Annotated in this window: 11 protein-coding genes; 8 read left to right on the top strand and 3 right to left on the bottom strand. The window is 60.3% G+C overall.

All coding sequences use genetic code 11. The annotated features are described in order from the left end of the window. The first annotated feature begins 555 nt into the window (after positions 1 to 555). The 8 genes from poxB to ACWKWM_RS07995 all read left to right on the top strand — a co-directional run bounded on the left by poxB (position 556) and on the right by ACWKWM_RS07995 (position 9,966). Entirely contained in the window at positions 556 to 2,277 is a 1,722-nt protein-coding gene (gene poxB, locus ACWKWM_RS08030; RefSeq protein ID WP_483845629.1) for a ubiquinone-dependent pyruvate dehydrogenase, read from the top strand. A 320-nt stretch (positions 2,278 to 2,597) separates the two neighbouring features. Beyond that, positions 2,598 to 3,449 carry a MurR/RpiR family transcriptional regulator gene (locus ACWKWM_RS08025; RefSeq protein WP_483845628.1) on the top strand — a complete coding sequence of 284 codons (852 nt, stop codon included), beginning with the start codon at positions 2,598 to 2,600 and terminating at the stop codon, positions 3,447 to 3,449. 46 nt (positions 3,450 to 3,495) lie between these two features. After that, positions 3,496 to 4,050 carry a D-alanyl-D-alanine dipeptidase gene (ddpX, locus tag ACWKWM_RS08020; protein WP_483845627.1) on the top strand — a complete coding sequence of 185 codons (555 nt, stop codon included), beginning with the start codon at positions 3,496 to 3,498 and terminating at the stop codon, positions 4,048 to 4,050. A 211-nt stretch (positions 4,051 to 4,261) separates the two neighbouring features. Beyond that, positions 4,262 to 5,818: an ABC transporter substrate-binding protein gene (locus tag ACWKWM_RS08015; protein WP_483845626.1), complete on the top strand. Its 1,557-nt coding sequence runs from the start codon at positions 4,262 to 4,264 to the stop codon at positions 5,816 to 5,818. Positions 5,819 to 5,982: 164 nt separating this feature from the next. After that, positions 5,983 to 6,999 carry an ABC transporter permease gene (locus ACWKWM_RS08010; protein ID WP_483845625.1) on the top strand — a complete coding sequence of 339 codons (1,017 nt, stop codon included), beginning with the start codon at positions 5,983 to 5,985 and terminating at the stop codon, positions 6,997 to 6,999. 1 nt (position 7,000) lies between these two features. Next, entirely contained in the window at positions 7,001 to 7,900 is a 900-nt protein-coding gene (ddpC, locus tag ACWKWM_RS08005; RefSeq protein WP_483845624.1) for a D,D-dipeptide ABC transporter permease, read from the top strand. Next, complete coding sequence (locus ACWKWM_RS08000; RefSeq protein WP_483845623.1) at positions 7,897 to 8,946, top strand: ABC transporter ATP-binding protein; 1,050 nt, start codon at positions 7,897 to 7,899, stop codon at positions 8,944 to 8,946. The genes ddpC and ACWKWM_RS08000 overlap by 4 nt, the downstream gene beginning before the upstream one ends. 75 nt (positions 8,947 to 9,021) lie before the next feature. Then, positions 9,022 to 9,966: an oligopeptide/dipeptide ABC transporter ATP-binding protein gene (locus ACWKWM_RS07995; RefSeq protein ID WP_483845622.1), complete on the top strand. Its 945-nt coding sequence runs from the start codon at positions 9,022 to 9,024 to the stop codon at positions 9,964 to 9,966. A 52-nt stretch (positions 9,967 to 10,018) separates the two neighbouring features. Here ACWKWM_RS07995 and ACWKWM_RS07990 read toward each other — a convergent pair whose 3' ends face one another. From ACWKWM_RS07990 to urtE, 3 genes are all read right to left on the bottom strand, one after another. After that, positions 10,019 to 10,366 (bottom strand): FmdB family zinc ribbon protein, encoded by a 348-nt coding sequence (locus ACWKWM_RS07990; RefSeq protein ID WP_483845621.1) that lies wholly within the window; start codon positions 10,364 to 10,366, stop codon positions 10,019 to 10,021. Positions 10,367 to 10,516: 150 nt separating this feature from the next. Then, the gene (gene fmdA / locus ACWKWM_RS07985) at positions 10,517 to 11,746 is read right to left on the bottom strand and encodes a formamidase (protein WP_483845620.1); all 1,230 of its coding nucleotides are present in this window, start codon (positions 11,744 to 11,746) and stop codon (positions 10,517 to 10,519) included. A 163-nt stretch (positions 11,747 to 11,909) separates the two neighbouring features. Then, positions 11,910 to 12,599, bottom strand: coding sequence for an urea ABC transporter ATP-binding subunit UrtE (urtE, locus tag ACWKWM_RS07980; RefSeq protein WP_483845619.1), 690 nt, complete (start codon positions 12,597 to 12,599; stop codon positions 11,910 to 11,912). Between the last annotated feature and the right edge of the window lie 8 nt (positions 12,600 to 12,607).

The following is a 12,607-nucleotide window of genomic DNA, read 5'->3' as shown; positions in this document are numbered from 1 at the left end:
GCTGGGAGTGCATCAGTTTCCGGGTCGGTGGGCGCATGTACCGGGCGGCCATCGGGGGTGGGCAATATGGCGGCCTGGGCGGCACGGTGCTCCTGCCGTTCGGAGTCGTTGAGACCGAAGAGGTAGATTCTTAACCGCTTTGTAAACATCGGTTTCGCTCCTGCGAGAGACACAAATACGTCCTTAACAATTGGGCAGTTCCTGTGGCCATTCTTAACGAGCTGATACGCAAATAACCCGAGACGACGCCTCGTTTCGCACGCAAATTTAGGTGCGCTTTGGTCGGAATACCATTGCGAAAAGACGATCAGGAAGCGTCCTAGGAAGTTAAGAGATGTGTCCTACATAGAAGCGTTGCGACGTCTCGCGAATGAATTCGCTCCTACAGGATTTACGCGCGCCCACCCAAGCACATCCGTTCAATCACTGAACTGAACAGGGTGGTACTTGTCGATTTGAGACAACGCTCGTTACCTGGCTGATTCACCGCAGTCAGCGTTTACACGACCGCACCAGCCCCGAGCGCTAACCCGCATCGACAAGGAACCCAACCCCATGTCCAGCAAAACCGTTGCCGACCACCTCGCGCAAACCCTTCTCGCCGCAGGCGTTTCCAAGATTTGGGGCGTCAGTGGCGATAGCCTCAACGGCCTGACCGACAGCCTCGAACGCCTGGGCAAGATCCAGTGGATGCACACCCGCCATGAGGAAGTCGCGGCCTTCGCTGCGGGCGCAGAAGCAGCCGCCACCGGCAAGCTTGCGGTGTGCGCCGGGAGTTGCGGGCCGGGCAATTTGCATTTGATCAACGGCTTGTATGACTGCCATCGCAGCCGTGTGCCGGTGCTGGCCATTGCTGCGCAAATCCCGTCTTCGGAGATCGGCCTGGATTACTTCCAGGAAACCCATCCCACCGAGCTGTTCAAGGAGTGCAGTTACTTCGTTGAAGCCGTCAGCAGCGCCGAGCAATTCCCCAAAGTGCTGGAGCGGGCGATGCGCGCGGCCATCAGCCAACGCGGGGTGGCGGTGATTGTGATTCCGGGCGATGTGGCGTTGAGCGAAGCGCCGGACGTCAAGGCGGCCTGGGTCGATCACGAACCGGCGCTGGTAACGCCCACCGACAAAGACCTGCAACGCATCGTCGATCTGCTGGACGGTTCCAAGGCCGTGACCATTCTGGCCGGGGCAGGGTGCGCCAACGCTCACGATCAGGTAGTCGCGTTGGCCGAAAAGCTCAACGCCCCGGTGGTACACGCGTTGCGCGGCAAGCAGTACATCGAATACGCCAACCCTTACGACGTGGGGATGACCGGCCTGATCGGTTTCAGCTCCGGGTATCACGCAATGATGGCCTGCGACACGCTGGTGATCCTGGGCAGCAGCTTTCCGTATCGCAACTTCTATCCGGACAAAGCCAAGGTCGTCCAGATCGACATTGACCCCACTGCACTCGGACGTCGTGTTGCGTTGACCGTGGGGGTCGCCGGGGGCATTAAAGAGACCGTTGATGCGTTGCTGCCACGGCTAAAAGAACACACCGATCGCCGATTCCTCGACAAGGCGCTGGATCATTACGCCAAGTCTCGCGAAGAGCTGGACGAACTGGCCACGCCGTCTGCACCCGGGCAACCTATTCACCCACAGTACCTGACCCGTCTGGTGGACGCCTACGCCGATGCCGATGCGATCTTCACCGTGGACGTGGGCACGCCGACCTTGTGGGCGGCCCGTTACCTGACCATGAACGGCCAACGGTCGCTGATCGGCTCGTTCAATCATGGCTCCATGGCCAACGCCATGCCGCAAGCTCTCGGCGCCAAGGCGGCCCATCCGCAACGTCAGGTCGTGGCCTTGTGCGGCGACGGCGGGTTGTCGATGCTGATGGGGGACTTGCTGAGCATTCGTCAGCTGAACCTGCCGATCAAACTGGTGGTGTTCAACAACAGCTCGCTGGGCTTCGTCGCCATGGAAATGCAGGCCAGCGGCTATGTGCCCCATGACACCGATTTCGACAGCACCAGTTTTGCCAATATCGCCATTGGCGCGGGGATTCTGGGGATTCGCGTCGAAGACTCTGCCGAGCTGCCGCAAGCCCTGAAAAGAGCGTTCGAGCATCCAGGGCCGGTGTTGGTGGACGTCGTGACCGCCAAGCAGGAATTGGGCATCCCGCCGAAGATCAAACTGGCCCAGGCCAAAGGTTTTAGTTTGTTCATGCTCAAGGCTGTGATGAACGGCAAGGCGGATCAGGTGCTGGAACTGGCGAAGACTAATCTGCGATAAATTCGCCGATAAACTGTAGGAGCTGACGAGCACCGCGAGGCTGCGATTGCGGTATGACAGATGTACCGCATCGCAGCCTCGCGGTGCTCGTCAGCTCCTACAGAAAAGCTGTTTACATACAATGAAACCGCCCACAAAAAGCGCATTTCCCCTTCCGTCCGCACCACCCTGAATCAATAAATCCCCTTTCCAAAATCTCTTGAAAAAAACCGTTGTGCCATCAGAAAAGTGGGTGTTATGTTGGTAACATCCTGTAGCGAAATGCACGAAAGATAACATTCATTGTCATTTCGCAGTTTCAGATTGGCGGCGGACACCTCATGCACAAAAGCAGTTTTCTCGACACGCTGGAGCAACGGTTCACCAGCCTGACGCCCACCGGCAAGCGCATCGCCGGTTATTTGCTGGCGAACCCGCAAAAGCTGCCGTTCGAGACTGCTGACAGCATCGCTCAACAAACCGACACCACCGGCATCTCCGTCGGCCGGTTCCTGCGGTCGCTGGGTTATCGCAACATCGACGACGTCAAACAAAGCCTGCGTGGCGACACCGGCAATCCGTGGGTGATCACCGATCGGCTTGGCGCGTTCCGCGAAGAGGGCACCCATGGCGATGCGCTGGAGCGTTCGATGAACCGGGAAATCGAAGCCATCCAGCGCGTTTACGAGCTGGCCCGAGGCGAGGTATTCGCCAGCATTGTCGACAAACTTCACAGCGCGGACGCCGTGTTCATCGTTGGCCTGCAAACCACTCGCGGGATTCTCAACGCCTTTTTCAGCCACCTGGAATACATCCGCCCCAAGGTCTATTACGTCGACGGGCTGTCCGGGACCTATGCCGAATCCCTCAATTCGCAGTTCGAAAACCCCTACGCGCTGATTGCCGATTTCCGCACCTATTCCAGCGTGACCCGCACGTTCTGCGAGGTCGCCAGCCAGCAAGGTTTGCCGCTGGCCTTCATCACCGATTTTCACTGCCCGTGGGCGCGGGATTACCCGATGGACCTGTTGCAGCTGCAATCGGACGTCGGGCAGTTCTGGGACTCACTGGCGCCGCTGACGTGCCTGTTCAACCTGATGGTCTCTGCGGTCGCTGAAAAATATGGCGACCGCCTGGATGAACGTCTGGCGAAGAATCGTCAGCTGCAACAACTTTTTGGGCAGTTCGAATAACCCCTGAGCTGCAGCGCCACGAACACGCTGATCTGGAGAGCTTTACGTGAACAACCCCCTTGTGGAAATCGACGCTCAGGCGCTTCACCTGGAGATCGACCTGATCTACGCAGGTGTCGACAACCTGGCCGGTAAACAGATCTACCAGGACCCGCGCTGCCTGCTGCACCGCGATGCCGAAATCTGCCTGCGCAAAGCCAGCCGACTGGCGCGTCAGGCCGGTTTCAGCCTGAAGATTTTCGATGCCTATCGCCCACCGTATGCGCAGTACCTGCTGTGGGCCGCGCTGCCGAATCCGGAATACGTGCGCGACCCGAGCCTGGGTTCCCATCACAGCCGGGGCGTTGCGGTGGACTTGACGCTGATCGATGCCGATGGCCAGCCGCTGGACATGGGCACCGGTTTCGATGACATGCGCGAGCAATCCCATCAGTTCTACGCCGACCTGCCACCTCAGGTGCAGCGCAACCGCCTGCTGCTGTTGGGCATCATGCTCGGCGCAGGTTTTACCTACATCGACAGCGAGTGGTGGCATTTCGAGCTGCCGGACGCGGACGACTATCCACTGATCGACGACACCTCGATCAAGCAGGCGCATTAAGCGAGTACTTACAACAAGCAACACCCGTGACACCTGACCGGGACGTACAAGATCCCGGCGTGAATCTGGCGATGGGCTACAGGAAAATCCTGAGCGAACGCCATGTCGAACGCGCCAAAGCATCATCAGCGCGCTCGAGCTTTAACTGCCCGGTATAGCACCAACAATAAACCTGACGAACTTTCCCACATCGAACGATCAAGGAACCGGCATGAAATCATTCACTTCCTCACGCAAGCTGGCGATGGCAGTCCTCTGCACCGCCATGGGTCTGGGTGCCTGGCAATCGGCCAGCGCAGCCGTGCCGCAAGACACCCTGATGATCGGCAAACCGTCCGATCCGCAGACCCTCGATCCGGCCGTGACCATCGACAACAACGACTGGGCCGTGACCTATCCGTCCTACCAGCGCCTGGTCACCTACAAGGTCGAAAACGGCAAGGGCAGCACCGAAGTGGCAGGCGAGCTGGCGAGCAGCTGGACCACATCGGCCGACAGTCTGGTCTGGGAGTTCAAACTCAAGCCCGGCAATAAATTCGACGATGGCGCCGACGTGACCGCCGAGGCCGTGAAGTTTTCCTTTGATCGCGTGATGAAGCTAAAGCAGGGTCCGTCCGGTGCGTTCCCGGATGACATGGCGGTGTCGGTGGTCGATCCGATGACCGTGCGCTTCACCCTGAAAACTCCGTACGCTCCGTTCCTTTCGACCCTCGCGCACAACGGCGCGGCCATCGTTAACCCGGATGTGGCGAAAAAACCGGAAGGCGCCGACGCTTACCTGTCGACCCACACCGCAGGTTCTGGCGCGTTCAAGCTGGTCAGCTGGCAGAAAGGCCAAACCCTGACCATGGATCAGAACGCCAACTACGCCGGCACCAAACCGACGCTGAAAAAGGTGGTGATCAAGATTATCGGTGAGGCCTCGGTGCGTCGTCTGCAGCTGGAACACGGCGACCTCGACATCATCGAAGACATGCCCGAAGACCAGCTCGAAGCGCTGAGCAAAAAGCCGGGCATCGTCGTCGGTGATTACCCATCGCTGCGGGTCACGCTGCTGTACCTGAACAACAAAAAAGCCCCGATGAACGACCCGAATGCGCGCCGCGCCATTGTTGAAGCGCTGGACTACGACGGCATCATCAACGGCATTCTCAAAGGCAAAGCCAAGCCTATGAACGGGCCGATCCCCCAGGGTATGTGGGCTTACGACGAGAAGCTGCCAGTACCGAAACAGGATGAAGCCAAGGCCAAAGCCGACCTGGCGAAAGTATCGCCCAAAGTCGCCAACCTGAACTTCATGTATTCCGACAAAGACCCGAACTGGGAGCCGATCGGCCTGACCCTGCAAGCCAACCTGCAAGCAGTGGGCGTGAACCTGAAGATGGAAAAACTGGCCAACGCCACCCTGCGTGAACGTCTGGGCAGCGGTGATTTCGACGTGGCCATCGGTTCCTGGAGCCCGGATTTTGCCGACCCCTACATGTTCATGAATTTCTGGTTCGACTCCAAGCTGCAAGGCCTGCCGGGCAACCGTTCTTTTTACAGCAACCCGGAAGTCGACAAACTGGTGCGTGATGCCGCCGCCAACAACGACATCGCCCAGCGCACCGAGATGTACCAGAAAGCGCAGAAAATCGTGATCAACGAAAGCGCCTACGCCTACCTGTATCAGAAGGCCTACACCTTGCCGATGAGCAACAAGGTCAAGGGCTACGTGTTCAACCCGATGCTGGAACAAGTGTTCAACGTCGACACGATCACCAAATAAGTCATCACCCCTGTAGGCGCGACTTCAATCGCTCCTCACCCCTGTAGGAGCGAATTCATTCGCGAGAAACGGTCGGGCGACAGATATCTATCGTTTGTGCAGCCACCTCGCGAACAAGTTCGCTCCTACAGGGGGTCGTTACGCGGCTTTGACCGAGGTGCCTGATGGCCTTCCTGACAACTGTACGTAAACGCGTATCCGGCCTGTTGCTGGTGGTGTTTGGCGTTTCACTGATTACCTTTTCGATCTCGCACCTGATCCCGGGCGACCCTGCGCGTCTGATCGCCGGCGACCGGGCTACAGACGAGATCGTGCAGCACATCCGCCACCAATTGGGGCTGGATTTGCCGCTATATCAACAATACGGGCGTTACATGCTCGACCTGTTCCATGGCGATCTCGGTACGTCGATTCGCACCAGCCGCCCGGTGCTGGAGGACCTGCAAGCGTTCTTCCCGGCAACCCTGGAACTGGCGCTGGCCGCGTTGACGCTGTCGATCCTGATCGGCGTGCCGCTGGGCGTGTTGTCGGCGGTGTACCACAACCGCTTCATCGATCAGGTGGCGCGCACGTTGGCGGTCACCGGCATTTCAACCCCGGCGTTCTGGCTGGGGCTGGGCCTGATCGTGCTGTTTTACGGTCATCTGAATTGGCTGCCCGGGAGCGGGCGGCTAGATGAGGGCCTGGACCCGCCGCGTACCGTCACCGGTTTTTACCTGATCGACGCGTTACTGATGGGGGATATGGCGCTGTTTTCCAATGCCGTGCAGCACCTGATTTTGCCAGCGATCACCCTGGGTTTCGTCAATCTCGGCGTGGTGGCGCGGCAGATTCGCTCGGCGATGCTCGATCAATTGGGCGAGGACTACATCCGCACCGCGCGAGCCTACGGCTTGTCGAAATGGGCGGTGATCCTGCGCCACGCCTTGCCCAACGCATTGATTCCGTCGGTGACGGTATTGGGCCTGACCCTGGGCGACTTGCTCTATGGCGCGGTGCTGACCGAAACCGTGTTTGCCTGGCCGGGCATGGGCGCTTACGTGGTCAAGTCGATCCAGTCCCTGGACTTCCCCGCCGTGATGGGCTTCGCCATTCTGGTGTCGTTCATTTATGTGCTGCTCAACATGGTCATCGATCTGCTGTACCGCTTGATCGACCCGCGCATTCGCGAGGTGAACTGAGATGTCTACCCCCATTACCGCCCCGGTTGTTGCGCCGCTGCCCAGCGCCACCCGCTGGCAGGACAAGTTCGCTTATCTGGCCCATCAGGTGCGCCGCAGCCCGCTAACCATGGCCGGCTTGCTGATCACCTTGATGGTGCTGCTGTGCATGATCTTCGCGCCGTGGCTGGCGACGCATAACCCCAACGCGCTGGACCTGGCTCACCGCCTGGCCGCGCCATCTGCGTCGCACTGGTTTGGTACCGATGAAGTCGGCCGCGACCTGTTCAGCCGCGTGTTGTACGGCAGTCAGCAATCGGTGGGTGTCGGTTTGTTCGTGGCCTTTGCTTCGTGTTTTGTCGGTGGCTTGCTCGGCTGTATGTCCGGGATCATCGGCGGTCGCTTCGACGGGCTGATGATGCGCCTGATGGACATCATGCTCTCGGTGCCGTCGCTGGTGCTGATCATGGCGCTGGCCGCTGCGCTCGGCCCGAGCCTGTTCAACGCCATGCTGGCGATCACGCTGGTGCGGATTCCGTTCTACGTGCGTCTGGCCCGGGGTCAGGCCTTGAGCATTCGGCAGATGGGTTACGTCAAAGCTGCCGAAACCTTCGGCGCCGGGCGCTGGCACATGGTGCTCTGGCACGTGGCGCGCAATGCCATGCCGCCGCTGCTGGTGCAGTTGAGCCTGGACATCGGCGCTGCGATTCTCATGGCCTCGGCCTTGGGCTTCATCGGTCTGGGCGCGCAACAGCCCACGGCGGAGTGGGGCGCGATGGTTGCCACCGGGCGCAACTACATCCTCGATCAATGGTGGTACTCGACCTTTCCCGGCGTGGCGATTCTGATCACGGCCACCGGTTTTAATTTGCTGGGCGATGGCGTGCGCGATCTGCTCGACCCTCGGCAACAGGGGAAATGACCATGCACACTCAAGCTTCCATAACGCCTGAAGCACAGGCGCCGGTGCTGGCCATCGACAATCTGTGCATCGAGTTCCCGGCTTACAAAAGTACGGTCAAAGCGCTGAATGGCGTGACCCTGCACGTCAATCCCGGCGAGATCGTCGGGGTGATCGGCGAGTCCGGCTCGGGCAAATCGGTCACCGCGATGCTCAGCCTGCGTCTGTTGCCGGAGCGTTCTTATCAGGTCAAAAGCGGCAGCCTGAGCATTCTTGGCCGCGACATGCTGCTGGCCAAAGAGAAGGACTTGCTCAAGGTTCGCGGTCGCGATGCAGCGATGATTTTTCAGGAGCCGATGACGGCGCTGAATCCGACCCGGCGCATCGGCCGGCAGATGCTCGACGTGATCATTCATCACCAGCAACTGAGCAAGGACGAAGCTCGTACCAAAGCCGTGGCCCTGTTGCGCGACATGCACATCGCCGACCCCGAGCAGATCATGGACAGCTACCCGTTCGAGCTGTCCGGCGGCATGCGGCAGCGGGTGATGATTGCGTTGGCGTTCTCGTGCGACCCGCAGTTACTGATCGCCGATGAACCGACAACTGCGCTGGACGTAACAGTGCAACGCCAGGTGCTGTTGCTGCTGCGAGAAAAGGCCCGCCAGCGCGGCACGGCGATCTTACTGATCACCCATGACATGGCGCTGGTCTCGCAGTTCTGCGACCGCGTTTACGTGATGTACACCGGTGCGGTGGTGGAGCAGGGCGTGACGGCAGAGGTCATGGCCGATCCGCGTCATCCGTACACTCAAGGCCTGCTCAGCGGCTTGCCGGAACAGGTCGAGCCGGGCACCGATTTGATGACCATTGCGGGGCAAGTGCCCAATCTCTCGGCACTGCCGGACGGTTGTACGTTCAGGGATCGCTGCGGGTTTGCGATGCCTAAATGTGTGGAGCGTCCGCCGCTGATTGCCGTTGATGAAACGGGTGATCGCAAGAGCGCTTGCTGGTTGTCCGAGCCCGGTATCGCACACCCAGTTGGAGCGAGGTTTGCCCGCGAATGAGTCATCACTACCGACAGATTTGTATCAGGTCCACCACCTTCGCGGGCAAGCCTCGCTCCAACAAGTAGGCCGCGTATGACCATCCTTACCCTCGAAGACGTCCGCGTGCATTTTCCCGTGGGCAACGACTGGCTCGGTCGCCCCAAATCAGTGGCCCACGCCCTGAACGGCATTGACCTGCAAGTGCGCGCCGGTGAAACCCTGGGCGTGGTCGGTGAGTCCGGCTGCGGCAAGAGCACGCTGGCGCAATTGCTCATGGGGTTGATCAAGCCGACCACGGGCACTCTGAACTGGATCTACAACGACGTCCGCGAACGCAGCAGCAATGTGCAGATCGTGTTTCAGGACCCGCAGTCCTCGCTGGACCCGCGCTTGCCGATCTGGAAAATCATCACCGAGCCGCTGTTCGTGCAGCGTGTCGCGCCCCGTCGGGACATGCGCGACATCGCCGCCAAAGTCGCGTCACAGGTGGGCATTCGCACTGAATACATGGATCGTTTCCCGCACCAGTTTTCCGGTGGGCAGCGGCAACGCATTGCGATTGCAAGGGCGCTGTCGTCCAACCCGGACATCATCGTGCTGGACGAGCCGACCTCGGCGCTGGACATCTCGGTGCAGGCGCAAATCCTCAACCTGCTGGCCGAACTGCAGCGCAGTCGCGACCTGACCTACATCCTGATTTCCCACAATGTCTCGGTGGTGCGGCATATGGCCGATCGGGTGGCGGTGATGTATCTGGGGCAGATCGTCGAACTGGGCAGCGCCGCCGAAGTGCTGGAACAGCCGCGTCATCCGTACACGCAATTGCTGTTGGAGGCGGTGCCGCGACTGGGCGTGCCGGTGGACGATGCGCAGATTGCCGCGCCGACCGAATTGCCGGGTAATCGTAATTTGCCGACCGGGTGTTTCTTCCGCGATCGTTGTCCGAAGGCGACCGTTGGCTGTGAGCAGCCGCAAGCGTTGCTGCCGGCCAAGGGAGGCGGGGAGCTGGTGCGCTGTCATCTGGCGTCGAATCACTGACCACCGGCTGCCGGCCCTTATGCCACAGGGCCGGTGGCAGGCCTTGATTTGATCAGTGGCTGATCATCCAGGGTCGGCCAGCCGGTTTGCCTTTTAGCGCATGAGGGTTGGCTTTGGTGGGGGCCAGTTTTTTCGTCGGCCCGCAGCAACTGCAACCGCTGGGGTGCCCACGGCTTTCCTTGTATTGGTCTACCGTCTTGGGGGCGTGGGCGCTTTGCTCGTTGCGGGCGATGGCGCTGCGGGTGTTGCCGGCCATGGTGCTCAAGCCAGGCGCGGACAGAATCACACGCAGGCTCGATGCACCGCATTCCGGGCAATCGCACGGCAGCGCGCTTTCAGCCATGGGCCGCAGTGAAGTGAAATCCCCGCAGTCAGGGCAGTCGTATTCGTACATGGGCATGGCCAGATTCCTCAATGTCTCAGAGTGTGCAAGCCCTGTAGGAACTGCCGAGCAGCGCGAGGCTGCGGGGTCGCGCCCGACCGATCGCGGTGCGTCAGACAAAACGCTTCGCAGCCTTCGGCAGCTCCTACAAGGAAACGCATCAGCGGCTTACTTATCCTGCGCAATCGGCAAATCCACCGTGCCGTCGATGAACTTGGTCGGGCCGTTGGCGTTGGGGTTGATGTCGAACTTGAAGATCTCCGTCGGCAGCCACAGGGTGGCGCAGGCGTTGGGGATGTCTACCACGCCGCTGATGTGACCCTGCACCGGTGCCGAGCCCAGCAACGAATAACCCTGGGCCGGCGAGTAACCGAACTTGGTCATGTAATTGATCGCGTTCAGGCACGCCTGACGGTAGGCGACGTTGACGTCCAGGTAGTGCTGCTGGCCGGCTTCGTCGACCGAAATGCCCTCGAAGATCAGGTAGTTGTTGTAGTTCGGCACGATAGGGCTTGGCTTGAACACGGGATTCTTGATCCCGTACTTGGCCATGCCGCCCTTGATCAGCTCGACGCGCATGTGCACCCAGCCGGCCATTTCGATGGCGCCGCAGAAGGTGATTTCGCCGTCGCCCTGGCTGAAGTGCAAATCGCCCACCGACAGTCCTGCGCCATCGACGTAGACCGGGAAGAACACCTTCGAGCCCCTGGACAAATCCTTGATGTCGCAGTTGCCGCCGTGCTCACGGGGCGGGACGGTGCGCGCGCCGGTGGCGGCGGCAAGCTCCCGGGCCGGGCCCTTGAGTTTCCCCAGATGCGCAGTGCTGGCGCAGGGCGGGCAGGCCAGTGCTGGCACGCGCTCGGGGTCGGTGTCGATCAGTTCCTGTTCGCGGCGGTTCCACTCGGCGAGCATCTTGTGGTCGGGCAGGCAGCCGATGAGTCCGGGGTGGATAAGGCCTGCGAATTCAACGCCAGGAATGTGCCGGGAGCTGGTCATCATGCCTTTGAAGTCCCAGATGGATTTCTGCGCCAGCGGGAAGTGTTCGGTGAGAAAGCCGCCACCGTTCTGCTTGGAAAAGAACCCGTTGAAACCCCATTGCGAATCGGCACGTGCGCCGATGTCCAGCAGATCAACCACCAGCAGATCGCCCGGCTCGGCGCCATGCACGCCCACGGGGCCTGAGAGGTAATGCACGGTGGTCAGGTCGACGTCGCGCACGTCGCTGGCGTCATCGTCGTTCTTGATCGCGCCGGCGGTCCAGTCGTAGGTTTCGAGGATGAAGTCATCGCCGGGCTTGACCCAGCAGGCCATGGGAATGTCAGGGTGCCAGCGGTTGTGGATCTGTTCGTTTTCGGTGACAGGCTGGTTGAGGTCGACTTTGATCAAGGTATCGGTCATGGGGGTTCTCCTTGGGTTTCGGGTCAATCAAATAAGTCGTGAACGTCCATGCTGACGCCATCGCGGGACAAGCCACGCTCCTACAGGTGGCCACAATCCTCTGTAGGAGCGTGGCTCGTCCCGCGAGAGGCCGTCACAGGCGCTACAAATCTCTGGCTTTTGCCTACACCGACAAATACCGACTGATCGTCGCTTCATCGACATTGGCCCGGGTTTCCTCGATGACGAAGCGGCCTTTCTCGATCACCAGTAATCGGTCAGCGATTTCCAGGGTGAAGGAGAGCACCTGCTCGGACACGACGATGGTCAGGTTGCGCAGGGTGCGGATCTCTTTGAGGGTACGGGCGATGTCCTTGATGATCGACGGCTGGATCCCTTCGGTGGGCTCGTCGAGCAACAACACCTTGGGGTTGGTCGCCAGCGCGCGGGCAATTGCCAGTTGTTGCTGCTGACCGCCCGACAGATTGCCGCCGCGTCGGACGCGCATGTCGAACAGCACCGGAAACAGCGCGTACAGGTCTTCCGGCACCTTGCCGCCTGCCGAGGCGGGCAGGCCGGTCTGGATGTTTTCCAGCACGCTCATCGACGGAAAAATCATCCGCCCCTGGGGCACGTAGGCCATGCCGTGTGCGACCCGGTTGTGGGTTTCCATGCCGGACACGTCAACCCCGTCCAGCTGCACCTGGCCACCCCATTGCGGCAGGATGCCCATCAGGCTCTTGAACAGCGTGGTTTTGCCCATGCCGTTGCGACCCATCACCGCGACGATTTCCTGTTTCTGCACCGAAAGGTTCAGGTCGTGGAGAACCTGGCTCTGGCCATAACCACACGCCAGCTGCTGAATGTTGAACATGCTGCGCT

The organism is Pseudomonas rosaeacicularis (genome assembly GCF_057128745.1).
Note: the sequence above shows the minus strand (reverse complement) of the source record. Positions and strands in the feature narration are given on the sequence as shown.